This window comes from Fusobacteria bacterium ZRK30, from assembly GCA_024628785.1.
Lineage (GTDB): Bacteria > Fusobacteriota > Fusobacteriia > Fusobacteriales > Fusobacteriaceae > Psychrilyobacter.
Map to the genome: position 1 here is coordinate 709,032 of CP102405.1, position 25,746 is coordinate 734,777.

General features: G+C 33.6%; 28 protein-coding genes. 8 read left to right on the forward strand and 20 right to left on the reverse strand.

Annotated elements, in window-relative coordinates; genetic code table 11:
- Positions 1 to 159: 159 nt before the first annotated feature.
- The 6 genes from sstT to NRK67_08560 all read right to left on the reverse strand — a co-directional run bounded on the left by sstT (position 160) and on the right by NRK67_08560 (position 6,645).
- Positions 160 to 1,395, reverse strand: coding sequence for a serine/threonine transporter SstT (sstT, locus tag NRK67_08535; protein ID UUV19458.1), 1,236 nt, complete (start codon positions 1,393 to 1,395; stop codon positions 160 to 162).
- 108 nt (positions 1,396 to 1,503) lie between these two features.
- Positions 1,504 to 2,268 carry a class I SAM-dependent methyltransferase gene (locus tag NRK67_08540; GenBank protein ID UUV19459.1) on the reverse strand — a complete coding sequence of 255 codons (765 nt, stop codon included), beginning with the start codon at positions 2,266 to 2,268 and terminating at the stop codon, positions 1,504 to 1,506.
- A 215-nt stretch (positions 2,269 to 2,483) separates the two neighbouring features.
- On the reverse strand, positions 2,484 to 3,725 hold the full coding sequence (locus tag NRK67_08545; GenBank protein UUV19460.1) for a serine hydroxymethyltransferase: 1,242 nt from the start codon (positions 3,723 to 3,725) through the stop codon (positions 2,484 to 2,486).
- A 305-nt stretch (positions 3,726 to 4,030) separates the two neighbouring features.
- Positions 4,031 to 5,230, reverse strand: a complete 1,200-nt coding sequence (locus NRK67_08550; protein ID UUV19461.1) for an MBL fold metallo-hydrolase — start codon at positions 5,228 to 5,230, stop codon at positions 4,031 to 4,033.
- Between the two features lie 155 nt (positions 5,231 to 5,385).
- Complete coding sequence (locus NRK67_08555; GenBank protein ID UUV19462.1) at positions 5,386 to 6,255, reverse strand: D-alanine--D-alanine ligase; 870 nt, start codon at positions 6,253 to 6,255, stop codon at positions 5,386 to 5,388.
- A gap of 51 nt (positions 6,256 to 6,306) precedes the next feature.
- Positions 6,307 to 6,645: a hypothetical protein gene (locus tag NRK67_08560; protein ID UUV19463.1), complete on the reverse strand. Its 339-nt coding sequence runs from the start codon at positions 6,643 to 6,645 to the stop codon at positions 6,307 to 6,309.
- A gap of 337 nt (positions 6,646 to 6,982) precedes the next feature.
- Here NRK67_08560 and NRK67_08565 point away from each other — a divergent pair, with 337 nt between their 5' ends.
- From NRK67_08565 to sixA, 3 genes are all read left to right on the forward strand, one after another.
- Complete coding sequence (locus NRK67_08565; protein UUV19464.1) at positions 6,983 to 7,120, forward strand: hypothetical protein; 138 nt, start codon at positions 6,983 to 6,985, stop codon at positions 7,118 to 7,120.
- A 63-nt stretch (positions 7,121 to 7,183) separates the two neighbouring features.
- Positions 7,184 to 7,384, forward strand: coding sequence for a hypothetical protein (locus tag NRK67_08570; protein ID UUV19465.1), 201 nt, complete (start codon positions 7,184 to 7,186; stop codon positions 7,382 to 7,384).
- Between the two features lie 76 nt (positions 7,385 to 7,460).
- Positions 7,461 to 7,916: a phosphohistidine phosphatase SixA gene (gene sixA / locus NRK67_08575; protein ID UUV19466.1), complete on the forward strand. Its 456-nt coding sequence runs from the start codon at positions 7,461 to 7,463 to the stop codon at positions 7,914 to 7,916.
- Between the two features lie 219 nt (positions 7,917 to 8,135).
- Here the strand turns inward: sixA and NRK67_08580 are convergent, their stop codons facing one another.
- From NRK67_08580 to NRK67_08595, 4 genes are all read right to left on the reverse strand, one after another.
- Complete coding sequence (locus NRK67_08580) at positions 8,136 to 9,131, reverse strand: lipoate--protein ligase (protein ID UUV19467.1); 996 nt, start codon at positions 9,129 to 9,131, stop codon at positions 8,136 to 8,138.
- Positions 9,124 to 10,824 carry a dihydrolipoyl dehydrogenase gene (gene lpdA / locus NRK67_08585; GenBank protein ID UUV19468.1) on the reverse strand — a complete coding sequence of 567 codons (1,701 nt, stop codon included), beginning with the start codon at positions 10,822 to 10,824 and terminating at the stop codon, positions 9,124 to 9,126. The genes NRK67_08580 and lpdA overlap by 8 nt, the downstream gene beginning before the upstream one ends.
- A 103-nt stretch (positions 10,825 to 10,927) precedes the next feature.
- Positions 10,928 to 11,281 carry a carboxymuconolactone decarboxylase family protein gene (locus tag NRK67_08590; GenBank protein UUV19469.1) on the reverse strand — a complete coding sequence of 118 codons (354 nt, stop codon included), beginning with the start codon at positions 11,279 to 11,281 and terminating at the stop codon, positions 10,928 to 10,930.
- A 146-nt stretch (positions 11,282 to 11,427) separates the two neighbouring features.
- On the reverse strand, positions 11,428 to 11,859 hold the full coding sequence (locus NRK67_08595; protein ID UUV19470.1) for a MarR family transcriptional regulator: 432 nt from the start codon (positions 11,857 to 11,859) through the stop codon (positions 11,428 to 11,430).
- A gap of 284 nt (positions 11,860 to 12,143) precedes the next feature.
- Here NRK67_08595 and NRK67_08600 point away from each other — a divergent pair, with 284 nt between their 5' ends.
- The 3 genes from NRK67_08600 (at position 12,144) to NRK67_08610 (ending at position 14,822) form a co-directional block, all read left to right on the forward strand.
- Positions 12,144 to 12,695, forward strand: a complete 552-nt coding sequence (locus NRK67_08600) for an NADH peroxidase (GenBank protein ID UUV19471.1) — start codon at positions 12,144 to 12,146, stop codon at positions 12,693 to 12,695.
- A 43-nt stretch (positions 12,696 to 12,738) separates the two neighbouring features.
- A complete protein-coding gene (locus NRK67_08605; GenBank protein UUV19472.1) occupies positions 12,739 to 12,900 on the forward strand; it encodes a rubredoxin in 162 nt (53 codons plus the stop codon).
- Between the two features lie 338 nt (positions 12,901 to 13,238).
- The gene (locus tag NRK67_08610; protein UUV19473.1) at positions 13,239 to 14,822 is read left to right on the forward strand and encodes a DUF1254 domain-containing protein; all 1,584 of its coding nucleotides are present in this window, start codon (positions 13,239 to 13,241) and stop codon (positions 14,820 to 14,822) included.
- Positions 14,823 to 14,903: 81 nt separating this feature from the next.
- Here the strand turns inward: NRK67_08610 and NRK67_08615 are convergent, their stop codons facing one another.
- From NRK67_08615 to ruvC, 4 genes are read right to left on the reverse strand one after another with little or no spacing between them, the layout of a single operon-like run.
- A complete protein-coding gene (locus tag NRK67_08615; protein UUV19474.1) occupies positions 14,904 to 15,401 on the reverse strand; it encodes a lytic transglycosylase domain-containing protein in 498 nt (165 codons plus the stop codon).
- A gap of 1 nt (position 15,402) precedes the next feature.
- Entirely contained in the window at positions 15,403 to 15,861 is a 459-nt protein-coding gene (locus tag NRK67_08620; GenBank protein UUV19475.1) for a tRNA (cytidine(34)-2'-O)-methyltransferase, read from the reverse strand.
- A 4-nt stretch (positions 15,862 to 15,865) separates the two neighbouring features.
- Entirely contained in the window at positions 15,866 to 17,092 is a 1,227-nt protein-coding gene (locus NRK67_08625) for a HAMP domain-containing histidine kinase (protein ID UUV19476.1), read from the reverse strand.
- Positions 17,093 to 17,097: 5 nt separating this feature from the next.
- Complete coding sequence (ruvC, locus tag NRK67_08630; GenBank protein UUV19477.1) at positions 17,098 to 17,673, reverse strand: crossover junction endodeoxyribonuclease RuvC; 576 nt, start codon at positions 17,671 to 17,673, stop codon at positions 17,098 to 17,100.
- 187 nt (positions 17,674 to 17,860) lie between these two features.
- Here ruvC and NRK67_08635 point away from each other — a divergent pair, with 187 nt between their 5' ends.
- Positions 17,861 to 18,655: a sigma-70 family RNA polymerase sigma factor gene (locus tag NRK67_08635; GenBank protein UUV19478.1), complete on the forward strand. Its 795-nt coding sequence runs from the start codon at positions 17,861 to 17,863 to the stop codon at positions 18,653 to 18,655.
- Between the two features lie 11 nt (positions 18,656 to 18,666).
- On the forward strand, positions 18,667 to 19,977 hold the full coding sequence (locus tag NRK67_08640) for a PhoH family protein (GenBank protein ID UUV19479.1): 1,311 nt from the start codon (positions 18,667 to 18,669) through the stop codon (positions 19,975 to 19,977).
- Positions 19,978 to 20,041: 64 nt separating this feature from the next.
- Here the strand turns inward: NRK67_08640 and dapF are convergent, their stop codons facing one another.
- From dapF to NRK67_08670, 6 genes are all read right to left on the reverse strand, one after another.
- Entirely contained in the window at positions 20,042 to 20,878 is an 837-nt protein-coding gene (dapF, locus tag NRK67_08645; protein UUV19480.1) for a diaminopimelate epimerase, read from the reverse strand.
- 97 nt (positions 20,879 to 20,975) lie between these two features.
- Positions 20,976 to 22,124: an aminotransferase class I/II-fold pyridoxal phosphate-dependent enzyme gene (locus NRK67_08650; GenBank protein ID UUV19481.1), complete on the reverse strand. Its 1,149-nt coding sequence runs from the start codon at positions 22,122 to 22,124 to the stop codon at positions 20,976 to 20,978.
- A gap of 27 nt (positions 22,125 to 22,151) precedes the next feature.
- Positions 22,152 to 22,865: a 2,3,4,5-tetrahydropyridine-2,6-dicarboxylate N-acetyltransferase gene (gene dapD, locus NRK67_08655; protein ID UUV19482.1), complete on the reverse strand. Its 714-nt coding sequence runs from the start codon at positions 22,863 to 22,865 to the stop codon at positions 22,152 to 22,154.
- Between the two features lie 221 nt (positions 22,866 to 23,086).
- The gene (gene dapB, locus NRK67_08660) at positions 23,087 to 23,824 is read right to left on the reverse strand and encodes a 4-hydroxy-tetrahydrodipicolinate reductase (protein ID UUV19483.1); all 738 of its coding nucleotides are present in this window, start codon (positions 23,822 to 23,824) and stop codon (positions 23,087 to 23,089) included.
- A 14-nt stretch (positions 23,825 to 23,838) separates the two neighbouring features.
- The gene (gene dapA, locus NRK67_08665; protein ID UUV19484.1) at positions 23,839 to 24,720 is read right to left on the reverse strand and encodes a 4-hydroxy-tetrahydrodipicolinate synthase; all 882 of its coding nucleotides are present in this window, start codon (positions 24,718 to 24,720) and stop codon (positions 23,839 to 23,841) included.
- A 39-nt stretch (positions 24,721 to 24,759) separates the two neighbouring features.
- Positions 24,760 to 25,746 carry an aspartate-semialdehyde dehydrogenase gene (locus NRK67_08670; protein ID UUV19485.1) on the reverse strand — a complete coding sequence of 329 codons (987 nt, stop codon included), beginning with the start codon at positions 25,744 to 25,746 and terminating at the stop codon, positions 24,760 to 24,762.

Sequence of the window (25,746 nt, forward strand, 5' to 3'; positions counted from 1 at the left end):
TAATCTTAATAGAGAAAGGCTCTCAAAATTGGGAAACCTTCTCTAATTATTGAAGAAGTTATAATTCTAAGAGATTGTAAAAATATGTTTGAAAGTAATATTAATAATGAAATTATAATAAAAACCCCCTCAGAAATTTCTGAGGGGGTTCATTAATTTTTACAGGTTAATTTCTTTATTGATAACAATTTTCTTTCCTGCTTTTCTCCATTCAGCAAATTCAGCTACAGCTGTAAATAATGCGTCTGTTGAAGAGTTAAGACCAGTTTCTACTGAATCCTGAATTACTCCGATTACGAATCCTACTCCAACAACCTGCATTGCTACTTCATTTGGGATACCAAATAAACTACAAGCTAATGGGATAAGAAGTAATGATCCACCTGCTACACCAGATGCTCCACAAGCACTGACAGCTGATAAGATACTTAAGATAAGAGCAGTTCCGAAGTCTACCTGGATACCTAATGTATGTACTGCTGCAAGAGTTAATACAGATATTGTGATAGCTGCTCCTGCCATGTTTATTGTAGCTCCTAAAGGAATAGATACTGAATACATGTCTTTGTCTAATCCTAATTCCTCACATAATTCCATATTTACCGGGATGTTAGCAGCCGAACTTCTAGTGAAGAAAGCTGTAAGTCCACTTTGCTTTAGACATCTAAATACTAATGGATAAGGATTTTGTCTCATCATAACAAATGCAATAGTTGGATTTACTACAAGTGCCATAAATGCCATAGCTCCTAATAATAATCCTAATAATTTACCGTAAGCTAATAATGAACCTAATCCACTAGTTGCGATTGAGTTGAATACTAATCCCATGATACCGAATGGTGCTAAATGAATAACCCATCTTACAACTTGAGATAAAGCGTTTGAGAAATCTGTGATCATTGTTTTAGTAGAAGCTGGTGCATGCTTTAATGCTACTCCTAATAATAATGCCCAAACTAAGATTCCGATATAGTTAGCATTTGATAATGCATTGATTGGATTGTCTACAACGTTCATTAATAATGTTTTTAATACTTCACTTACACCACTTGGAGGAGATACATTTTCTACTCCTTTTCCTAAAGCGATAGTTACCGGGAATATGAAACTTCCTACTACTGCAACTACACCGGCTAAGAATGTTCCGATAAGGTAAAGACTGATAACTGATTTCATATTTGTTTTTTGACCAGGTTTATGCTGCGATACTGCTGACATTACTAAGAAAAATACTAAGATAGGTGCTACTGCTTTTAGTGCTCCTACAAATAATGATCCTAATAATCCAACTGGTGCAGCTGCCACTGGTGCAGCGATTGATAAGATAATACCAACGATTAAACCGACAATTATTCTTTTTACTAAACTTAATTGGTTCCATTTACTAAACATAATTACACCACCTTTAAAATTTGTTTGTTCATTTATACTAATCAGTTAATTGATCTCCTTTAATTTGTTTTTGGAGTATTTAACTGATAGGATACTTTTTTAGATCTTTTATCTTTTTTGGGCAATGATAAAGAAACGATGACAAATCAGATCTATATATCCCTGTTTCCTGATAAACCCATGTATATGAAATAATTGTTTATAGTACTTATCTACACTGAAATCAGGGATCTGCCAAGGAATTGCCTTTAGATAGTATACTATTGCACCGATATCATAAAATCTTGTTTTTACTTTATCTTCCTTTAGTTTTTTCAATTCAAAACCACATGATCTCAGGGCTTCAGAGGATTTATCTAAGCTCCAATCTTCATATTGATTTGAATCCGCTCCTAAGAGCAGGTTCAAATCAATATCATTTAATCCCCCAACCTGCTGGGTTATAAAATATCCTTCTGGTTTTAAAATCCTCATAACTTCAAGAGGGGAGAAAGATTCATGGCGGTTGATTATCAAATCAAACCTTTCTGAAGGGATAGGAAGTGCTGTATCTTCCTCTACAGGGAAAACAGTTATTCCAATAGGCTCCAGTCGTTTCCTGGCTTCTTCAATATTTGGTTCATACCCTTCTGTAGCACAGGTATCTTTAGGTAAAAAAGTTAATGAAGACAAGAATTCACCGCCGCCGGTTCCCATATCTAAAAGAGAAGGTACACCAGTGCAGTAGTCAATTATTTCATTATAATAATTCCAGCTTAGTGGAAACTCTTTCATTCGTCCATAATGTGTTAAATAATTAAAACTCCACCCTCTAAATTCTTTCTCGATATCTAAAAGATATCTTTCAAATTGTTCCTTTTCATCTATATTCATTTTATTCCTCCTATTCATAATCAATAATTATTTTTTTCAAATATTCATTAGAATTATTTGGGAGGAGGCCTCTTAAGTTGTTACAACCCATCAAAACTATAGAATCTAAACATAGTATCACTCCTAATTTTTTATTACATAAGTATATTCTATTTATACTGTTATATTCCTTGGATTTTAAATAAAAAATTCTAAAACGTTATTACTAAAAACTATTAAACTCTATAAAGGGGAAATTTTTTACAGAGTTCTGCAACCTCATTTTTTATAGTTTCTAATATTTTAGGAGAATCGCCGTTGTTTAAAGATTTTAGAATTAAGGCAGCGACTTCTTTCATCTCTCCTTCTTTCATCCCTCTGGTTGTAAGGGCAGGAGTTCCGATCCTGATACCGCTGGTTACAAATGGGCTTTTAGTATCGTATGGAATCCCGTTTTTATTTACCGTGATATTTGCCTCTTCAAGGATCTTCTCAGCTTCTTTCCCGGTAAGATTTTTATTAGTAAGATCGACCAATATCATATGGTTATCGGTTCCTCCGCTTACAATTCTTAAACCTCCTTTTTTCAGTTCCTCAGATAAAGTATGAGCATTTATTACTACCTGTTTTTGATATTCTTTGAACTCGATACCTAAGGCCTCATTGAAAGCCGCAGCTTTTGCAGCGATGATGTGCATGAGAGGACCACCTTGAATTCCAGGGAAGATAACTTTATTGACCTTTTTTATTATCTCCTCATCGTTAGTCAGGATCATTCCTCCCCTGGGACCTCTCAAAGTTTTGTGAGTAGTAGTGGTAACAACATGGGCATGAGGGATAGGAGAAGGGTGCTCTCCTGTAGCTACAAGACCTGCAATATGTGCCATATCTACCATTAGGTAAGCTCCTACCATGTCTGCAATTTCCCTGAATCTCTTAAAATCTATGGTACGGGAATATGCACTGGCTCCGGCTACAATTATACGAGGGTTTACCTCCAGAGCCATCTCTTCTACTTTTTTATAATCTATCATCTCTGTGTCACGATCTACCCCATAAGAATAAACCTTGTAGTCTTGTCCTGAAAAGTTGACATTTTTACCGTGGGTTAAGTGTCCGCCGTGGTCTAATTTCATTCCCAAGATGATATCTCCATGTTTTATAAGTCCTCTGTATACAGCCATATTTGCCTGGGAACCTGAATGGGGCTGGACATTTACATATTTTGCCCCGAATAGTTCTCCAGCTCTTTCTATGGCAAGGTCCTCGGCTACATCTACAAATTGGCATCCCCCATAATATCTTTTTCCAGAATAACCTTCAGCATATTTGTTTGTCATTACACTTCCTGCGGCCTCCATTACAGCCTCTGAGACAAAATTTTCAGAAGCTATTAACTCCAAACCATATTCCTGACGTTCTTCCTCTTTTTGGATTGCTTTCCAAAGTTTTTCATCGTTCATTTTTAATCCTTTCATTGTGTATCCTCCTTTTGGGTAAATAAAAAAAGCCCTAGATATATTCAATCTACGGCTTTAAATTCAATAAAATTAAAGTGGTATTGCAGATATAGATTTACATCAAAAATTCAAAAAGCATATGATATTTTTTATGGCATTTAGAATTTTGGGAGGATATAAATCTTTTAGTCATGGCTTTGTTCTCCTTTGAAATTTTTTATTTGCTAAAGAATACTCCATAAAAAAAAGTTTGTCAAGAAAAGATAAAACTCTCTATTCTTTCAAAGAAATTTCTAAAATTTATCTAAGATTGCTATTCATTTTTAATCGATTAAACTTGAAGCAAATTCCTGTCCGAATTTATAGCAGAGTTCCTTACTTTCATGGTTTAAATTCCAATTAACTTTTATTCCTTCATTGACTAATTTTAAAGAGGTGAAATTTAAATTTTCATTGATAATATCTAAGTTTTTTGCATTCCAGCCGTAACTTCCAAAGGCTGCGACACTTTTATTCTTGAAGTTCAGACCTTTTACACCTTCTAATAGGGCAGCCATTGATGGCAGGATCCTGTTGTTGATAGTAGGTGATCCGAATAAGACAGCTTTGGATCTAAAAATTTCTGTCAGGACCTCACTTTCACTGTGTTTGGCACTGTTAATCAATGAAATATTTGTAGAAGGGGAGACACTTCTAATCCCGTCAGCTATAGACTCGGCCATCTTTTTAGTAGTTTCCCACATGGTATCATAGGTGATTAATATCTGATTCTCTTTATAGCTATCACACCATTTCATATATTTTTCTACAATTTGAAGGGGATCTTTTCTCCAGATTACACCGTGTGAAGTACAGATTTGATCAATTGTTAAGTTCAAGCTTAATATTTCATCTATTTTTCTTTTGATTAAAGGGCTGAACGGTGTCAGGATGCAGGCATAATATTTTAATGCTTCATAGTTTAAGATATCCTGTTCACACTGGTCATTGAATAATCCGTTGGCTCCATAGTGCTGTCCGAAGGCATCATTGCTAAAAAGAATATTATCTTCACTCAGATAGGATGCCATTGAATCCGGCCAGTGCAACATCTTCATCTCAACAAATGTTAATTTTTTCTTTCCTAAATCCAAAACATCCCCGGTCTTAACAACTCTGAATTCAGCATCTATCTTGTGATAGGCCTTTATGATCTCAACACCCTTATCTGTACAATAGATAGGTGTATTAGGAATTTCCTTCATCAGTGCACTTAAAGAACCACTATGATCAGGTTCGTTATGATTCATAACAATATAATCAATGGTATTTAAATCAATCTCTTCTTTCAACTGCTCGATCCATACACTACTGAATTTTTCAATTACAGTATCAACCAAAACTATTTTTTCATCCCTTATCAGGTAGGAGTTAAAGGAAGTCCCATGGGGGATATCTAATTCTTCTCCGTGAAACTTAGTAAGGTCTTGATCAACGACTCCAACCCATTTGACACTTTTACTGACATCAACAAATTTTTTCATATTATTTTCTCCTTTTATACAAAACGATAATATGTTTTTATATGTTCTTGAATTAGTATTTTTTCCTTTTTTCTAGCAAATTTTAGAATTGGTATTGAGATGTTGTAATACTTTTCCAGTCACCTAATAGTTTGGTTCTATTACACTAAAGTTTTTTATTTATAATCTGATTGAGGTAATAATCCTTTTACCACATCATCAAATGTATAGTTCTTAAGGCTTGCAAGTTTAGGAAGAAGGCTTGTCTCTGTCATTCCAGGACAAGTATTAACCTCTAAAAAATAGATTTTGTCATCTGATAGGATAAAGTCACTTCTAGAAGCACCGCTTAATTTAAGTTCATCATGGATAAGTTTGGCGTTTCTCATAGCATTTTCATAAATCTTTTCCGAGACCTTTGCAGGATACTCGTAATCTGTCTTTCCTTCTGTATATTTTGATTCATAGTCATATGTTCCATCATGGGGAATTATCTTCAATACTCCAAGAGCTTCTCCATTTAAAACCCCTGCAGTCAATTCCACTCCTTTTATATATTCTTCTATTATTACACTTCTACCTGATAGCTTTTCCAAAGCTGCTTCTGCATCTTCCATATTTTTACAAATATAAAGTCCCGTACTAGACCCTTCTTTTGACGGTTTTATAACTGCTGGAAACTTATCTATCTCCCCTTTGTTTGCATAAGTCTTGGGGATTCTTATTCCTATGCCGTTTGCTATCTTTTTAGTTATGATTTTATCCATTGCAACTGCACTTGGAGCTGCTTTAGACCCTGTATATTTTTTTCCTAAAAGATCAAGGAATCCTTGGATCTTACCGTCTTCACCACACCCGCCATGTAGAGATAAAAATGCTATATCATATTCATTTTCAATAAATGATGTAACCAGGTTTTCACTTGTTAAATCCACTCCATATGCATCATATCCCTGTTTTATTAAGCTGTTTAATACTGCATTTCCTGTTTTTAATGATACTTCCCTTTCCGTTGATGTTCCACCCATAAAAACTGCAATTTTCATCTTTTCCTCCTATAATGGTTGTTTTTTCTAATTCTATTCCAGATGTTTTTTTTACTCTTGGACAGATTTTTTATATCTGGTTGCCTTTACAAATAGATCGGAAGGGTTAACTGTTATTTCATGTTGTTGAATAACATAGCCATGATCAAACAAAATATCCCTTACCATTGCACCGATAAGTTGTTTAAACCTGGTTAATTTCACATGATTTTTTAATGGAAAATTATTTATAAGATCTTTTTGTAATCCAGTAACAGCAGGTTTTTTTAGATACGTAGCCGTTTCCATTTTGATTAAACTTTCTCTTGTTTTAAGAAACTCCCAAATATCTTGGGATAATTGACTATATTGTCCTACCAATAGATCGTTAAATTTCTTGTTTGTATACAAAGTTATTCCTCCTTGCTTTAAACCCTATTAGATTAACAGTGTCTTAATTCTAAAGTGCCTTATATTTGTAATATGTTCTATTTTAGATATACTAAAATTTAATTTTTTCCCTTTAATTTTGATAGTTCTTTATAAATTCTTTAGAAGTTATTAGTTATTTTAAATGTTTTTTATCTTTTGTACGATTAAAGATTAAAGTATAAAAAATAATAAATGATACTAAAATAAGAGACGATATCCCCTCTCTTTATAAAAAAAACCAAAATGAAATAAAAAGGATTTTTCTTTTTTTCCAGTAAAAAATATTTAAATGTTTATAGTAAAAGAGGGGGAAAAAATGCCTAGAAATATTCCTATTGGAAATGGAAATATGCTTATAGCCTTTGATGGTGACTACTGTATATACCCCTATGTGGGAGAGGAAAATCAAACCAATGGGAACTCTTTTATGACTGGTATATGGAAAAATTTATAAAGTAAATATTTTTTTAGTTTCATTTATAGTGGTCTATATTTTATAGAAGGGGAGGAGGGGTCTATGACACTTAGAGAAAGATTTAATGCAGCTTTTAAAAGGGAACCTACCGAAAAGGAGATGGAGGTATTAAAGAGAGTAGATGATACATGGTATGGAGAACATATGGATTGGAATTCTTCCCTTTTTGTGAATTATTTTTGTGATTATTATTTTGAGATGTATCGTGAAAACTGTTCTCTGAAACTCCCTGGGGAAGAATAATATAAATTTATCTGACAACGTTAAATCTAAAAAGTAGATTTGAAAAAAATACCTGAACAAGGAGGTGAGGTTAAAAATGAGTATGTATTTTGTGCAGCATGGTATAGCTCTGGCAAAAGAGGTAGATCCAAATCGTCCACTGTCCGCAGAAGGACGAAGAGAAGTAGAGTGTGTCGCAGCTTACCTGAAAAAGATAGGAGTTAGTGCTAGTAGAATCTGTCATAGTGGTAAAACAAGAGCAATGGAAACTGCTCAGATCTTTTCAGATCAAATTGGTGATGGTAATATATACAAATTGTTAGGGATGGACCCTAAAGATAGTGTTAAAGTGTTCGCTACCTTTTTAGAATCAAATGATACAATGTATGTCGGGCATCTACCCCATATGGAAAAACTTGTTTCGTATTTGACGACTGGCAATGAAGATGCAGGTGTGGTTAAGTTTGCAAAGGGTGGTGTCGTCTGTATTGAAAATGATGGTGAAAACTTTTATGTTGAATGGTACTTAAAACCAGCAGTATGCAGTATCTAAATATTTATTAAAAATTAGAATAAGCGAATGAAAAAAGTCACTCTTGGTAATTTTTTTTTAAAGATAAAAAAAATTTAAACTTTTTTCGCTTAAGTGACGTCTGATAGTTATAAGCAAATGAAAATAATAATTTTTTCATTTCTTTCTTTCCTTAAAATAAAATATAAAAATAAAAGACCTCCTAACTGTGTGACTATTACAGCTGGGAGGTCTTTTATTTTATCCAATTTTGGTTTTTAACCATTGCTTTATTTCAAAAATCATATTTTTCTCATCAACTTTACAATTGATATTATTTAGTCTTTTACAGATAGTATCTATCTTAAATGGTGCTTTTAAAAGCTCACTTTGGATATCTTTAATTAAGATACTATTCATCGCGTCGGAATAAACAGCCAAAGAATCAATTATCCCATCTTTTAAATTTAGATTGAGGTCTATCTCTCCCCATCTAAATCTATTTACAAAGTTTATATCAAACTTAGGAGTTTCTCCATATTTCCAATCCCAAGAAGAATATTTTTCATAAAAATCTTCTATAGAATGTCTGTCTTTAATATACTCTATATTTGATCTGCCTTTATAGACATCTACAAAACTATTTATAAAACTTTGTTTTAAATTTTCAATGGTTATATCATCTTTAATAGTTTTTAAATTTACTACTCTAGAACGAACAGATTTAATTCCTTTAGAAGCAATTTTCTCTTTAGATACTTTTAAATATTTACTTAAATTTTCCATATTTGCATCTACAAGTATTGTCCCGTGATGGTATGATGAATTTTCCTTTTCATAAAATGCATTCCCTGAAAACTTTTTTTCACCGACTAATATATCATTTCTTCCTGAAAATTTAGCATCGATACCTAGATTTTTAACGGCTTTAAGGATCACGCTTAATTGTCTTTCTAAATTGTATAGGTTTTTATCCATAATAAAAGTAAAATTTAAATTTCCAAGATCGTGAAAAACTGTTCCTCCACCAGATAACCTCCTGGCGATCTTTCCTCCATCAGCTTCAAAATCTTTACATCTGCATTCTTTCCATGGATTTTGATTTCTCCCTACTACAATAGTATTGTCATTTTGCCATAGATATAATATTATTTCATTTTTTTTAACGTTTTCCAGAAGATATTCTTCGAGAGCCAGATTATGCCATGGATTATATGACGTTGAACATATTATTTTAGTTGAAATATTACTATGCAAAGTGGATAGCCCCCCCTTCTACATTTAATGCTGCTTCATGTATTGATTCAGCAGTTGTTGGATGTGCAAAGATCGTTTCTGTTATTTGCTCCGTAGTAAGCCCGTTATTTATACATAATGTGACAGAAGAAAGTAGATCTGTTGCATGGGGTCCTATTATTGTGCTGCCAATTATTTTTCCAGTTGATTTGTCTTTTATTATTTTAACAAAACCTTTAGCATCTCCTAATGTTAATGCTTTCCCATTAGCAGACATAGGGAATTTACCAATTTCTATTTCTATGCCTTTTTCAGCAGCAATTTTTTCAGTAATTCCTACAACTGCTATTTCAGGTTCAGTGAAAATAGCACTTGGAACTGTGGAATAATCAATAGTTTTATTTTCTCCTAAAATATTATCCACAGCAGCAATTCCCTGATGTGAAGCAACGTGTGCTAACTGCAGTATGTTTGTAACATCCCCTATAGCATAAATATTTGAGAGATTTGTCTGCATTTTTTCATTGACTTTGATACCTTTTTTGTTTTCATTCATTTCAATACCTAATTCTTCAATACCTAATCCTTCAAAGTACGGTTGTCTTCCAACTGCAACCAGGACTTTGTCACATGAAATATACTTATTTTTCCCTTCTTTAACAAAGGAAACTATACACTCATCGTTTTCAGTTTCATCAATTCCTTCAACTTTTGAACCGGTATATAATTTAATTCCGTTTTCTTCTGCAATCTTACTTATCTCTTCACATATATCGGTGTCGAAAGAAGCTAATATTTCATCTGCATATTCAACAACAAAAACTTCCACTCCAAAGCTTTCATAAATAAAAGCAAATTCCATTCCTATAACTCCTCCACCAACTATTACTAGTTTTTTTGGTAAATTCGTCATATCCAGAGCTTCCTTGCTTGTTAATACATTTTTAGAATCGATCCCTTTAATAGGCACAATAGAAGATTCTGATCCAGTAGCGATTATTATATCTTTAGTATTTATAGTTGTTTCTGTTCTGTTTGTTTTTACGAATACAGTATTCCCATCTATAATTTTACCCTTCCCGTCAATTTTTTCTATACTATGTTTTTCCAAGAGGTATTCAATACCACTTTTAAGCTGATCTTTAATATTATCTTTCCTGTTAATAACTTTCTTCATATCAACAGAAACATTTTCAGCAAAAATTCCAAAACTATCAGATTCTTTCATATTCCGATAAATTTCCGATGAACGAACCAGTGCTTTTGTAGGTATACATCCATGATTTAAACAAGTTCCTCCTACATGTTCTTTTTCAATTAGAACTACTTTTTTTCCCTGTTTTGCGGCATAAATTGCTGCAACATATCCACCTGGACCTGCTCCTATAATAGTTATATCAGTTTCTACCTCTTTCTTTTGGGGTTTCATCAAACTATTAAAATAATTAAATCCCCCTGTTTTAGGAGTAGATTTTTCATTTTTTGCGCCATCTATCTCAAATAAAACATCTCCTATATTAATAGTGTCACCTTCATCTATTACAATTTTTTCAATAATACCACTGGCATTGGATTTTATAGAAACATTTCCTTTTTCAGATTCAACTTGAAGCAGGAGATCTCCAGCTTTTATTTCATCTCCTATTTTTACATTTATTTTTCCAACATCTCCTTTTTTACTCTCTCCAGATAGTTTTTCGAGTTTAATTTCCATTATTTTATTCCCCCACTAAAAAAAATCGATCTATTCGATCGAATAGTTTATATAAAGAAAAGGCAGTTATAATATCATCTGCCTTTTTTCTAATTGTTAAATATTATTTAAAATCATTTTCAAATTCATCGATTGAATCTTTTAAAAGTGTTGCACTGTATGCCATAGCGGGTCCTCCACCAAAAGCTACTGAGACCATTGCAGCTTCCATAATTTCTTCACGCTTAGCCCCTGCTTCTAAAGCTTTGTAGGCATGAAATACGATACAATATTCACAACGATTATAAATCCCAATGGCTACACTGATTAACTCTTTAGCTTTTGTGTCGAGAGCTCCAGGATTATAAGCTGCTCCCAATAAGCCCATAAAAGAGTTTACATGTTCTTCGTTAGTTTGACCTACATCTTGAAGTCCTCCCATAAATGCATCTAATAATTGTCTTGGATTTTTTTTCATTGTTATCCCCCCCCATATTTTATTAATAGTTAGTTATACAATAGTTAGTATAGCAACTACATTTGAGTAGATAATAACATTATATATTTAATAAATCAACACTTTTATAAATAAATTTATATCTATAAGAGTGTTGATTTAATCGTTTACTTGTTAAGTTCTGCATTTTCAACCAATTTATTTAATACATTTTTAAAAATCCTCATATCTTCATCGGAAATATCTTTAGAAATTAAATCACTAAACTCTTTTCCAAAAGGCAATAATTTTTTTCTCAATTTTTTACCCAATGCAGTTAAGAATATATATGTGATTCTTCTGTCTTTTATATCTTTTTTACGCTGAACATATCCTTCTTTTTCCATTCTGTCAATTAGTCTTACTATTGTAGATTTTTTAATATTCATTTTTTCAGCTAACTCACTCTGATTAATATATTCAGATGTACCTAAAAAATATAAAGCTATCCACTGTACCCGGGTCACATCATAAGAGTTTAATTTAGCATTAAAAACATCAGCGATTCTTTTTGAGGTGTTGTTTGTGATGAATCCAACACAATCATCAAGTTTAAACATATTTTACCTCCTAATAAAGCATATTGTTCTATAGTTTAATATATAATAATATTATAGCATTTATAATTATTTTGCTTCAAGATTAAAAAATTAATCCTGTTAATTCAAATTTTTTTCTTAAGTCTTATTTTCTTGCTCTACTTTATAAGTTAAAGATCACCCTTTAAAAAATTATTATATATTAAAAAAAATCCTTGACTTAAAATGTAAAAATTGTTATTATAATTTTGTAATCAATACAAAGTTGAAATAAAAGTAAATCAAAATATAGGGAGTGAAGTGAAATGGCAAAAGTAAGATGTACAGTATGTGGAGAAATATTAGATGTAAACGTTGAGGTCTGTCCAGTATGTAAGGCAGGGAAGGATAAATTCGTAGCTTATGATGAAAATGCAACTGAAGAGTGGGCAACTGAGCATAAGTTAGGAGAAGGATTAGCTTGTGGAGATGCAGAAATTATCGAAGGATTAAAGGCTAACTTTGCAGGAGAATGTACAGAAGTTGGGATGTACTTAGCAATGTCAAGAGTAGCAGATAGAGAAGGATATCCGGAAGTAGCAGAAGCATACAAGAGAATTGCATTTGAAGAGGCAGAACATGCAGCTAAATTTGCTGAGTTATTAGGAGAAGTAGTAACAGATTCAACAGAAGAAAACTTAAGATTAAGAGTAGCGGCAGAATACGGAGCTACATCTGGTAAATTTGAAATTGCAAAAAGAGCTAAGAAATTAGGATTAGATGCAATTCATGATACAGTACATGAAATGGCTAAAGATGAAGCTAGACATGGAAAAGCTTTCAAAGGTTTATTAGAAAGACATTTTGAAGGGAAATAATTAGAAACTAAAAATTACTATAAAAATAAAGAGGTGGAATAATATGAAAAAATATGTTTGTGAAGTATGTGGGTATGTTTATGATCCAGAAGTTGGAGATGTAGATAATGGAATTGAAGCTGGAACTAAATTTGAAGATATTCCTGAAGACTGGGTTTGTCCTCCATGCAGCATGGGGAAAGATGTATTCGCTGAAGAAAACTAAAAAATCTAAACTCTCAGGAATTTCTTGAGAGTTTTTTTTTAAAATTTAAACTTTTTTTATCTAAATGACGTCTGATAAGTATAAGCAAATGAAAATAATAATTTTTTCATTTCTTTCTTTCCTTAAATAATAAAATAAAGACCTCCTGACTGTACGACTATTACAGTTAGGAGGTCTTTTATTTTTGATTATATACTATAAATAAAATAAAAAGGAAATATAGGGTTTGTAAGTATAAGTGGTTTAAGTTATTATTATAACGAATTCCGCATAGCTGAAAAAGGAGAAAACAGAATAAGTTATAATATTTTTTATATTTACAATAAGGAGGAAAGGAAATGAATTTAAACAAAAAAGTACTCAAAGTAGCAATATTTTCAGTATTAGTAATAACAGTTATGACATCGTGTGCTGTTGCTAAAAAATCAACATCTGTATCTACTGAAAAAAGGACAGAAATGACTGTGGGACCCACACCTGGGTATAATACAAAAATACCAAGTAAGATTATGACTCCAGATAAGGTGGAAACAAGGATAGGTACTCTTGAATTTTTTGATGGTATTCCTACTAAAGAAACCTCAGATCTTCTTTACGATAATCTTGATTTTCTTCGTGGGATAGAAACATTTTTAAATGGAATACCATTGGCTTCATTGGAATCTATCAGACTTGCTCATAGATCTCTCGGTGCTACAGAAGCAAATCAAGTTCTTATATTTGATAAGTTGATGGATAGTACTCCTCTATTTCTTACTGGAAATACCAGTACGGTGTACGCACTTGGAATGCTAGATCTAAAGAAAGACGGTCCAACGGTAATTGAGGTCCCTGCTGGAGCTGGTCCTGGAACTGTTAACAATGCCTTATTCCGTTTTGTAATTGATCTGGGAGCACCGGGGCCCGATAGAGGTAAGGGTGGAAAATATCTAATTCTTCCTCCAGGCTATGAAGGGGAAGTTCCAGAGGGGTATTTTACAGTGAAATCTCCTAGTTATATAAACTGGATTGCTTTACGTGGATTCCTTGAAGATAATAAACCTGATGCAGCAACTAAGATGTGGAAAGAAGGTCTAAAGATCTATCCTCTTTCAAAGGTTTCTCATCAACCAACAATGGAATTTATTAGCGGATCAGGAAAGGAATTTAACACTATTCATGCAAATAACTATGAGTTCTACGAAGAGCTTCACACTGTTATAGAAAGAGAGCCGGTAGAGATGTTAGATCCTGAGCTCCGTGGACTTTTTGCATCTATTGGTATTGAAAAAGGAAAACCTTTTAACCCTGATAAGCGTATGAAAGAAATATTAACAGATGCAGCTGAAGTAGCAAATGGTACTGCACGATCAATTTTTTGGAGTACAAAATATGAAGGCGGATTCCTTTTCGAAGACAGATATTGGAAAAAAGGATTTCTAAGTGAATCTCATGAATTTTTAAAAGATGAAGGGATGGGTGGCCGTGATTTAGATGATCGAAGTCATTTTTATTATATGGCAACAGTAAATACACCTATGATGGCTATTAAATTAGTTGATAAAGGTTCAACATATGCCTGGGGATACCTAGATTCAAAAGGAAATCATCTAGACGGGTCTAAAAATTATAAGATAAATCTACCTAAAGATGCACCTGCAAGGGATTTTATGTCGATAGCAGTTTATGACTCACAGACACGTTCTTTACTTCAGACTGATGAGCCATTTCCTAGTAAAAATAATAAGCGGGATAAGATGATTACCAATGAAGACGGCTCAACTGATATTTATTTTGGACCTAAACCGCCTGTAGGAAAAGAGAGTAACTGGATTCAAACAGTTCCTGGTAAGGGTTGGTTTACAGTTCTGCGTCTCTATAGCCCGAAACAGGAATGGTGGGACAAGAAATGGATTCCTAGTGATATCGAGTTAATAAAATAATAGAATAAAAAATTAAAAAGGATACTAATTTTAGTATCCTTTTTTTAGTTTTATTGAAATAAGTTATCTAACTTTTCTAAATCATCTTTTAAAAAATAACCTTATCCGATAAAAAAAATTAGATATCTTATATTTTATAAGATAGTTTTTAGTCTCTTTGAAATTTCTCCAAGACCCATCCTTTAATCTGGAAGGACCTGCATTGTAAGCTACTAAAACTTTTTCAATGTCCCCGTCATACCTCTTAATAAGGTAACGGAGGTAGAGGGTACCGATTTTAATATTATATGCAGGATCTAATAACATCTTTTCAGAATAGGGAAGATTATGAGTTTTTGCCATCCACTCTCCAGTAGGAGGCATGATCTGCATAAGACCAACAGCTCCCTTATGGGAAATAACACCCTCTCTGAAATTACTTTCGACCTTAATAACCGAATAGATAATCTCTCTGTTTATCTCATATTTTTTAGATATTTTATCTATTTCTCCATAATAATTTAAGGGGAAAAATGAGATAACTCCAATTATCCCTGTAAATATAAGAAAAATTAAGATATAGATATAGATTCGTTTCATATTACTCTCCGAAGTTAAAATCAATCTGCCTTAAAGATTCATATAAAACAATAGCTGCTGAATTTGAAAGATTCAGCGATCTTCCCATCTTAATCATAGGAATAGTGATACAGGTTTCCTTGTTTTTTTCCAAGATCTCAACAGGAACTCCTCTAGATTCAGGACCGAATACAATAAAGTCATTTTCTTTATATGTAACATCTGAATACCTTTGAGTAGTCTTAGTTGTAGCAAAATAAAATTTAGATTCAGGATAAGCTGCCATCAACTCATCTAAACTATCCCATTCATGGAGGTCGATATGCTGCCAGTAATCTAAACCAGCTCTCTTGATTTGTTTTTCATCTAGTGAGAATCCAAAGGGTTTAATAAGGTGCAGCGATGTATTTGTAAGAACACAACTTCTCCCTATATTTCCTGTGTTGTATGGTATTTCTGGTTCCATTAAAACTATATTCATTAATTTACTCCTCTTTTAATATTATTTTTGTCCATTTTGAATATTCTGATTTTATGGAAAACTTAAATCCTAATTTGGTAAAGACCTCTTTAGCTATAGTAAGACCTAAGCCGGTTCCATAAATTTTAGAGGAATAAAAAGGAATGGTAACCTCTTCTATCCTGTGTTTTTGTATGCCAATTCCATTATCCTTTATAGTTATCTTGTTTTTCTTGTTTGCTGAAAGGTTAATAGTGATAAAACGATCGTTTTTACTGTAATCGCAATTTTCAATGGAATTTTTAAACAGGTGGTAGAAGGCTGTAACGACCTTTTCCCTGTTAAATGTAATTTCAATATCATTTTCTATAATCATATAAGTTTTGATATTAGATTTCTTTAAATGCAGGTTTAACTTTTGAAGAACTTCCCTGATAAGATAGGAAAGGTAAAAAGTAGTTGATTTATTTTTAATATTTTCATCTTCGCTGGAGTATTCGCCGATATCTTCACAAAGTTTGATGACTTTATCGGATTCCTTGAGAATATAATCTAAATAAAGCTCAATTTTTTTCGGGTCATTTAGTTTCTTTTTAGCCAGAGATGCAAAACCAACAATAGATGAGATAGGTGTTCTCAGTTCATGGATGATGGAATTTGCAAAGGAACCTACAGTTTTTAACCTGATGTCCTCAGCTTCAAAATCTTCTAATTCTCTAGAGTGCATATAGAGTGAAAAATTATATTTAAACAGCTCTAAAATATGCATCTCCTGTACATTGAGTTCATAGGGAGTCTTTGTTTGTCTGTCTAAGACAAAACATCCATAGTATGTATTTTCATAATTTATAGGGATGATGGTGAAGTTTTTAAATCTATTGAGCAGCCCGTAATTTTCATGAAAATCAGGTTTAGTTAGATTTGTCTGTATCTCTATGCTTTTTAAGACTTTTTCTATGGGAGTACCATAAAAATTGATCTCTTTTTCTAAGTTGGTTGAGATAAATTCTACCTCATCCTTCTTTAATTTTTTCAGATCAAAATATGAGTTTAGATGTTTTAAATTTCTATTCCATCTGTCGTATTTAAAAAAATATCCTTCTGAATAGCCTAGATCTAATTTTTCAATTAAATTTAAGAGGATAAAAAATACAACTTTTTCAGTATTTTTTTCCTGATGAATTGTAGAAGCTATAGTTTCTAAGGAATTTAAATAAGAAACCATAGATGAGTTTTCCAAGTTTTTAAACATAAAAATCAATCCTTTTTGTTTAATAGATTTCGATACTCTGCTGCACTTATTTTACCGTTTTTAATGCCAGCTATCTTAGAAATATTAGGCTTAGAAGCTAAAACATACCCGCTGTTCAAGGAATTTATATGGGTGATGGCAATAGCCAATGCATCGGCGGCGTCATCTGGCTGGGGAATCTTGGAAAGTCCCAAAATCCTTTGAACCATTAATTGAACTTGTTTTTTTTCAGCCCGGCCATATCCTGTTATCCCCATCTTTATCTGGAGGGGGGTAAATGATACCTGGGGAATATTATTTTTTTCCCCGCAGAGGACTATTACACCTCTGGCCTGTCCCACAGAGATAACCGTTTTAGCATTTTTAAAATAAAAAAGATCCTCTACAGCCATGTGGGTAGGAGAATATTTTTTTAAGATATTATCTAATTCGTCGTAGATAGCAGAAATCCTCTTTTCCATAGGAAGATCTTTGGAGGTATATATACAGCCATAATCTACAACTTTATATTTACTTCCAATATAGTCTATAATTCCAAAACCGACAATTGCCGTTCCGGGATCTATTCCAATTACTCTCATTCTTACTCCTCATATTTAAACAAAATTATAGAGCCAAAAGAATATTAAATGCCTCTGTTTTCATATTTATTTTTGTATATTAAATCTTATCATAAATTATAATAAAATTCTATAAATTATAAAAGGAAGTTTAAATAACAAATAGTATATTGTTGATACAGATAAAATACATAAAAAGGAGGTAAAAATGAATATTTCGAACTATTTAAAAGAAATAGGTCGCTATCCCCTCCTGACTAAAGATGAGGAAATTGAGATATCTAAACATATATTAGAGGGGGATATAGATGCACAAGATCGATTGATAACAGCTAATTTAAGATTAGTTGTTAGTATAGCTAAAAAATATACTAAGCTAGGAATTCCCATTCAAGATTTGATTCAAGAAGGAAATATAGGGTTGATGAAAGCTGTCGAAAAATTTGACTATACCATGGGAAAAAAATTTTCTACCTATGCCACTTTTTGGATAAAACAAAGTATTTTGAGATATATATCCTCTAATAAGGGGGTTATCAGATATCCTGTATATATATACGATAATTTAGCTAAGATAAAAAAATATATGACAAAATATAAATCAAAATATGGATGTGAACCCAGCATAGAAGATATTGCAGCAAAAACAGAGTTAAAGGTAAAGGATGTAAAAAGATATCTGAAATTAAACGATGTAACTTTTAATTCCTTAGATGAGTCTTATGGAGAAACCGGGGATCTCCACAGTATGATTGCAGATAAAAATGGTTATATAGAGGAAAATTTAATATTAGAAAATGACAGGGAAAAATTATTAAAAACTTTGGATGTATTAGGAGCTAAGGAAAGGGAGATAATAATACACAGGTTTGGTTTGTTGAATAATGAAGTTTTAACCTTGGATATATTGGGAAAAAGGCTGCATCTAACCAGAGAAAGGATCAGGCAGCTGCAGATTCGAGCCTTGAATAAACTAAAAATACATTTACAATATAATAATTAGGGGTGATTTCTATGAGAAAGATATATATACTAGACACAAACGTACTTATTCATGATCCTAAGGCTATGACGAACTTTGAAGACAATGATGTGGTTTTACCGATCTATGTGATTGAGGAGATAGACAAGTTAAAAAAAGAAAGTGGAAATAGAGGTGCATCGGCCAGGGTAGCAGCCAGGTTTATAGATGATCTTCGTTCTAAGGGATGTCTGGCAAAAGGGGTAGAGATGGAAAATGGAATATTTTTCAGAGTAGAAACCAAGGGAGAAACCACAGAACTGCCTAATTCTTTAAAGAGGGATATAGTGGATAATAGAATCCTGGCAATAGCACTGTATATCAAGAATAAAGATAAGGATAAGAAAGTGGTGTTGGTCTCAAAAGATATCAATATGAGGATAAAAGCAGATGCCATGGAGATCCATGTAGAAGATTATAAGAGTGATAAGATGGATATAGAGGAGCTCTATACTGGAAATATGGAGATAGGAGTAAATGAAGAGTTTATAAAAAAATATGAGAAATCCGGAAGAATTAAGTATGTAGACATTATGCCGGAGGAACCCTCAGATAACTGTTTTGTAAGTTTAAAAAACAAGGAAAAAACTCTGTTTGGCAGGTATAATAAGAAGACAAAGAGGATTGAAAGGATGACCTATGGAGATGTCAGTGTTTGGGGAGTTCGGGGCAGAAATGAGGAGCAAAATTTTGCATTGGATCTCTTAATGGATGAGGATATCAAGGTGGTTACCTTAGTTGGGAAAGCAGGAACAGGAAAGACTTTATTAGCAGTAGCTTCAGGGTTGGAATTGGTTGTAGAGAGGAGTAAATATAAGAAATTATTTATAGCCAGACCGATAATTTCAATGGGGAAAGACTTAGGGTATCTTCCAGGAAGTGAAAAGGAAAAGTTAAAACCTTGGATGCAGCCTATTTTTGATAATATAGATTTTTTGGCCAGTAACAAGGAAGAGAAAGCAGGAGAAAAGGTAATAGCAGGATTGGAAGCTTTGGGATTATTAAAGATAGAAGCACTGTCTTATATAAGAGGTAGGAGTATTCCAGCAGGATTTTTAATCATAGATGAGGCACAGAATTTAACACCTCACGAGATAAAAACCATAGTTACCAGGGCAGGAGAAAATACAAAGATAGTATTTACAGGTGACCCATATCAAATAGACAACCCGTATCTCGATACAGGAAGTAATGGCCTTACTTATTTAGCTGAAAGATTTAGAGATGTCAGTATATCAGGACATATTATATTGAAAAAAGGTGAAAGATCAGAGTTAGCCGAATTGGCAGCTACATTACTATAGCCCCCCTTTTAACCTCCTATATTTAGTTTATAGGAGGTTTTTTATTTTCTTTATTTTAAAATTTTTAATTATATCTATATTCACCTTTTGCCACTAATTCACTTGGGCCAGTCATATAGACCTCATCTTTTACTTCGATAGTCAGATCACCTAAAGTCAGATGGACAATAACTTTAGAACTCAGGTATCCCAGAAGTTCCCCTATCACAACACTGGCACAAGATCCTGTTCCGCATGCCAGAGTATGTCCGGCTCCCCTTTCCCAGGTATCCACAAGAATCTCATCTACATCTAAAATCTGGACAAAATTTACATTGGTTTTTTCAGGGAAAAGCGGATTGTTTTCAATAGCTTTTCCAACTTCTACCAGATCGATATCTTCTAAACTATCTACGAAAATTACAGCATGGGGAACCCCCATAAGAAGAGCTGAAACCTTGTAAACTTCACCATTAGCAACGATCTCCTCATTGATGAATTTTTCTTTAGAAGTGGCCATAGGAATAGATTCAGGATCTAAAAGTGGTTTTCCCATATCAACTTTTACATTGAACTTTTCATCGGGAGAGATGTCCAAACTGAGTAATCCAGCCAGGGTCTCTACCTTGTAGGTAGTTCCGTCTAAAATTTTATTGTTATAGATATAGTTAGAAAAACACCTGATACCATTACCACACATAGATACGATACTTCCATCAGAATTAATAAATATCATCTGGCACGAATCTTCTTTTTCAACCAAAACCATCATACCGTCAGCACCAATTCCAGTGTGTCTGTCACAGACTTTTACAGCTAGATCAGAGAAACTTTCTTCCTTTATATTGTTTGCCATCAAATCTTTATAGTTAAAAATTATAAAATCATTTCCTAAACCATGGTATTTTTCAAATTTAATCATATCGTATTCTCCCTTGTTCTTGATTATGTTGTTTTATATTTAAATTATAGTATGAGAAAACATAATATTCAACTAAAGAATATTCCATATCTATTGTTTATTGTGATCTATAGTTTTTGATATAATCTTCTATCTTATCCAAAGCTGTTTTTAAAGTTTCTACAGGTCTGGTACAGGAAATTCTAAAGTATCCTTCTACCCCAAAGGCTATTCCTGGAACTACAGCTACATGTTTGTTTTCAAGGAGATCTAAGGCAAAATCCAAAGATGAAGAAAGGTTAAAATTCTTTAAAGAACCAAAAATATAAAATGATCCTTTGGGTTGAAGGGTAACTATACCCATAGAGTTTAACCTGTTGTATACATACTCACACCTTTTTTTATATTCCATTGTATAGGAGGACATATCTGAACATTTAGAAAGTGCCATATATCCGCCATATTCTGAAACGATAGAAGGTGCTGTGATGGTATATTGATGGACCTTTATCAGCTGGTCTTTGAGCTTTTTAGAGGTTAAAATATATCCCAGACGCCACCCGGTCATAGAGTGAGATTTTGAAAATCCATTGATCAATATTACTTTTTCTTTAAGAAAATCGTACTTTCCGACAGATATAAAGTCATCGTTAAAAACAATTTCACTGTATATCTCATCGGAGATAATATATATATCTTTATCCCTTAAAAAATTCATAATTTCATCTAAGTTTTTTTTAGATAAAATAACTCCCGATGGATTGTTGGGATAATTTAAGATAAGAGCCTTTGTTTTAGGAGTAAGATGCTTTTTTAAAGTCTCCACTGTAAGCTGTAATTCATCAGAAGTAGTATCGATAAATACTGATTTTCCACCATTTAAGTCGATGTTTGGGAGGTATCCTGGATAAAATGGCAGGGGAATCAAGACTTCATCCCCTTCATTTAAGATAGCTCTCAGAGTAGTAGAGATAGCCTCTGTAGCACCTGCTGTGACAATAACTTCATCTATTTTGTAGGAGGACCCGTATTTGGTATTATAAAAGTTGACAATAGCTTCTCTTATCTCTAAAGATCCTCCTAACACAGGATATCCCATCCGATTATTTTTCATATATATAGTAGTTTCTTCAATTATTTCAGCAGGGATAGGCAGATCAGGCTCTCCTACAGTAAGGTTGATAACGTCTTTATACTCCCTGCTCTTTATAGAGATTTGTCTGATAAGGGAGATCTCTTTATTTATTACTTTAGGATTTATCTTCATAATGACCTCCAATTAATTTTAATGATATTACTTTATAACTCTCAGATCTTCCATAATTTCAGTTTTACCGGCAGTTTTTTCATCCTTATCTTTGATTATTCTAGCTGGGTTTCCAGCTACCACAACACCGGCTGGGACGTTCTTTGTAACAATTGCTCCAGCAGCTACAACGGCTCCCTTACCTACTCTGATACCTTCTAATATTACTGCATTAGCACCTACAACTACGTCATCTTCGATGACAACAGGATCAGCACTAGGCGGCTCGATTACTCCGGCCAGGACAGCACCTGCTCCAATGTGGCAGTTTTCTCCTACAGTGGCTCTCCCTCCCATGACTACATTTAGATCTATCATGGTACCGGCACCGATTTTAGAACCGATATTTATAACTGCACCCATCATGATGACAGCATTGTTTCCAATCTCAACCATATCTCTGATGACAGCCCCGGGTTCGATTCTGGCATGGATATTTTTGGTATCCAGCATTGGAATAGCTGAATTTCTTCTATCACTCTCTATATGGGAATCGCTGATTAAATTAGAGTTAGTGGTTAAAATTTCATTGACTTCACTCCACTCTCCAAAGATTGTTTTACTGTTTTGACATCCAAAAACTTTACAGTTTAGGAAATCTATCCCTTCTAATTCCCCATTAATATAGGCTTTTACAGGGGTAGATTTTGTAGAGTTTTTAATATATTGAATTATTTCATGGGCATTATTTAATTTAGTCATAAGATGTTCTCCTTTTAAAATATATTTTTTATAGTCTAGGAAATTATACCCGCAAGGGGCATCACCAAGACTTCCACTCGATAAAGAGTATCACCAAAGTATCTAAAAATTTACAATGTAAATTAAGAACTTTGAGATAAAGATTATTACATAATTTAAGAATTTTGAGATACCCGTAAGGGTGTCACTAAACCTGTTTGGGTGCAACGTCACGTTGCTTTTTAGTTGAAAATATCTTTCATTGTGTAGAATCCTGGTTGTTTATTATAGAGCCAGGTTGCTCCCTTGAGGGCTCCGTTAACAAAGATCATCTTAGAGTGGGCCTCATGTTTTACCTCGATTACTTCATCTTCACCGGCGAAGATAATGGAGTGTTCTCCAACTATACTTCCTCCACGAACTACATGTACTCCGATCTCCTCCTTCTTTCTAGGAGAGATTCCCTCTCTACCGTAGGTCAACTCCCTTTTAGAAGTTAGGGTATTATTTATTTTTTCCAGCAGTGACTGGGCTGTCCCACTGGGGGCGTCGATTTTTTTATTATGATGTTTTTCAATCAACTCAATATCCCAGTCCTCTAGAGATGAAACCAGAGTTTCCAATAATTCTGTAATCAGATTTATTCCAAGGGAGGTATTCGTTGCCTTAAGTATAGGAACTACCTGAGATGCCTTTTTTATATTTTTTAGTTCCTCCTCACTGTGCCCTGTAGTGGCAATTAGTGTGGGAACATTGTGAGCTGTGATCCATGGAAGAATCTTTTCTGAGTTGCTGTAATGGGAAAAATCTATGAGAACATCGGGAACAGTAGAAAGGTCTTCTAAAGTTTCGACGATCCTAGAATCTTTTCCCAAGGAAAAAGAATCGATTATTCCGGCTAAGTTTAAGTTTTGGCTGTTATTAATGCTATCACAAAGGAGTTTACCCATCTGTCCCCATCCGTATATGGCTATATTCAAAATGTTACCTCCTTTTAGATTAAATTTAATTTTTTCATCTCTGCTTTTAAAAGTTCGAGAGATTCAGAACTCATCTCCCATAGGGGTTGTCTTACTCCTCCGACCTTCATATTCATAAGATTCATTGCAGATTTTACAGGTATTGGATTGGTCTCCAAAAATAAAGAATTTACAAATGAATTCAAAGAAAGTTGTAAATCTCTAGATTTAGTAACATCTCCTTCTAGGTAAGACATAACAAGGTTGTGAGTTTCAAGGGGCATAACGTTAGCTAACACAGATATAACTCCAACTCCTCCTAAGGAAAGGACAGGAACTATGATATCGTCATTTCCAGAGTAGATAGAAAAACTATTATCACAGACTCTGGCTACCTCGGCTAGGTAGGAGATATCTCCACTGGCTTCCTTGAGCCCAACCATATTTTTATGGTTACTCAATTCAACAACTACATCAACAGGAATATTCATTCCGGTTCTCCCTGGAACATTGTATAGGATGATGGGGATATTTACTTGATCAGCTATAGTTGTATAGTGATTGATCAATCCCTGTCTGTTGGTTTTATTGTAGTAAGGTGTAACTATGAGGAGACCATCGGCTCCTGCTCTTTCACACTCAATACTCAATTTGATCCCGTGACGGGTATCGTTACTGCCGCTTCCTGCTATTACAGGAACTCTCCCTCTAACCATCTCAACACTTCTTCTGATTAATTCTATATGTTCTTCGTCTGGAAGGGTAGATGCTTCACCGGTTGTGCCGGCAATTACCAGGGCATCGGTCTTATTTTCGATATGCCACTCTATGAGCTCTTCTAATTTAGTATAGTTGATACTCATATCCTCGTTGAATGGGGTGATAAGAGCTACTCCGGATCCTTTAAAAATTCCCATAATTCCTCCTATTTAAAGTTGTAATAAAATATATAAATATTATTGTTCTATCAATAATTCAGCAATTTGTACGGTATTTGTAGCAGCACCTTTTCTAATGTTGTCGGCTACTATCCATAGGTTCACACCATTTTTTACACTATAATCTCTTCGAATTCTGCCTACAAATACTTCATCAGATCCGCTGGCATTTATAGGCATTGGATAGATATTGTTTTTTACATCATCCTGTAAGACAATTCCTTCTTTATTTTGAAGAGCTTCTTTTAACTCTGATAAACCAAATTCTTTTTCAAATTCTAAGTTAACAGATACAGAATGTCCATTTTCTACAGGGACTCTCACACAGGTAGAAGTAATGGGAAGATTCGGTTTATTTAAAATTTTTCTGGTTTCATCGATCATCTTCAACTCCTCTTTGGTATACCCGCTCTCTGTAAACTCATCTATGTGGGGAAGACAGTTAAAGGCTATAGGGTGCGGGTAATTAGAAGGTTTCTTTCCCTCTATTCCATTTTTTAAATCTTCTACCCCGGCTACTCCAGATCCAGATACAGCCTGATAGGTAGAATAAATAACTCTTTTTATTCCATAGAGATCATCTAAGACTTTTAGAGGAACTACGACCTGGATGGTAGAGCAGTTAGGGTTGGCAATTAGTTTATTTGTTGCTGCTGCTTCTGGATTTACCTCAGGTACAACTAAAGGAATATTTGGGTCCATCCTCCATGCGCTGCTGTTGTCTATAACTGTGATCCCGTGGGAAACCGCTATAGGAGCCATCTTTTTACTGATACTTCCTCCGGCAGAAAATAAAGCTATATCTATTTCTTTGGTAAAAGATTCGGGAGTAAGTTCCTCAACTATATATGTTTTATTTTTAAAATTAATTTCTGTCCCGAAAGATCTGGATGAAGCTAAAAGATAAAGGTTATCTATGGGGAAATTTCTCTCTTCTAATACCTTGAGAAAAGTTCTTCCGACCATTCCGGTAGCTCCTACAATGGCGATGTTATATTTTTTCAT

Bases quoted from the DNA above. Each gene is read 5' to 3' on its own strand.
- sstT (UUV19458.1), bottom strand. From the start codon at position 1,395: ATGTTTAGTAAATGGAACCAATTAAGTTTAGTAAAAAGAATAATTGTC.
- NRK67_08540 (UUV19459.1), bottom strand. From the start codon at position 2,268: ATGAATATAGATGAAAAGGAACAATTTGAAAGATATCTTTTAGATATC.
- NRK67_08545 (UUV19460.1), bottom strand. From the start codon at position 3,725: ATGAAAGGATTAAAAATGAACGATGAAAAACTTTGGAAAGCAATCCAA.
- NRK67_08550 (UUV19461.1), bottom strand. From the start codon at position 5,230: ATGAAAAAATTTGTTGATGTCAGTAAAAGTGTCAAATGGGTTGGAGTC.
- NRK67_08555 (UUV19462.1), bottom strand. From the start codon at position 6,255: ATGAAAATTGCAGTTTTTATGGGTGGAACATCAACGGAAAGGGAAGTA.
- NRK67_08565 (UUV19464.1), top strand. From the start codon at position 6,983: ATGCCTAGAAATATTCCTATTGGAAATGGAAATATGCTTATAGCCTTT.
- NRK67_08570 (UUV19465.1), top strand. From the start codon at position 7,184: ATGACACTTAGAGAAAGATTTAATGCAGCTTTTAAAAGGGAACCTACC.
- sixA (UUV19466.1), top strand. From the start codon at position 7,461: ATGAGTATGTATTTTGTGCAGCATGGTATAGCTCTGGCAAAAGAGGTA.
- lpdA (UUV19468.1), bottom strand. From the start codon at position 10,824: ATGGAAATTAAACTCGAAAAACTATCTGGAGAGAGTAAAAAAGGAGAT.
- NRK67_08590 (UUV19469.1), bottom strand. From the start codon at position 11,281: ATGAAAAAAAATCCAAGACAATTATTAGATGCATTTATGGGAGGACTT.
- NRK67_08595 (UUV19470.1), bottom strand. From the start codon at position 11,859: ATGTTTAAACTTGATGATTGTGTTGGATTCATCACAAACAACACCTCA.
- NRK67_08600 (UUV19471.1), top strand. From the start codon at position 12,144: ATGGCAAAAGTAAGATGTACAGTATGTGGAGAAATATTAGATGTAAAC.
- NRK67_08605 (UUV19472.1), top strand. From the start codon at position 12,739: ATGAAAAAATATGTTTGTGAAGTATGTGGGTATGTTTATGATCCAGAA.
- NRK67_08610 (UUV19473.1), top strand. From the start codon at position 13,239: ATGAATTTAAACAAAAAAGTACTCAAAGTAGCAATATTTTCAGTATTA.
- NRK67_08615 (UUV19474.1), bottom strand. From the start codon at position 15,401: ATGAAACGAATCTATATCTATATCTTAATTTTTCTTATATTTACAGGG.
- NRK67_08620 (UUV19475.1), bottom strand. From the start codon at position 15,861: ATGAATATAGTTTTAATGGAACCAGAAATACCATACAACACAGGAAAT.
- NRK67_08625 (UUV19476.1), bottom strand. From the start codon at position 17,092: ATGTTTAAAAACTTGGAAAACTCATCTATGGTTTCTTATTTAAATTCC.
- ruvC (UUV19477.1), bottom strand. From the start codon at position 17,673: ATGAGAGTAATTGGAATAGATCCCGGAACGGCAATTGTCGGTTTTGGA.
- NRK67_08635 (UUV19478.1), top strand. From the start codon at position 17,861: ATGAATATTTCGAACTATTTAAAAGAAATAGGTCGCTATCCCCTCCTG.
- NRK67_08640 (UUV19479.1), top strand. From the start codon at position 18,667: ATGAGAAAGATATATATACTAGACACAAACGTACTTATTCATGATCCT.
- dapF (UUV19480.1), bottom strand. From the start codon at position 20,878: ATGATTAAATTTGAAAAATACCATGGTTTAGGAAATGATTTTATAATT.
- NRK67_08650 (UUV19481.1), bottom strand. From the start codon at position 22,124: ATGAAGATAAATCCTAAAGTAATAAATAAAGAGATCTCCCTTATCAGA.
- dapD (UUV19482.1), bottom strand. From the start codon at position 22,865: ATGACTAAATTAAATAATGCCCATGAAATAATTCAATATATTAAAAAC.
- dapA (UUV19484.1), bottom strand. From the start codon at position 24,720: ATGGGAATTTTTAAAGGATCCGGAGTAGCTCTTATCACCCCATTCAAC.
- NRK67_08670 (UUV19485.1), bottom strand. From the start codon at position 25,746: ATGAAAAAATATAACATCGCCATTGTAGGAGCTACCGGAATGGTCGGA.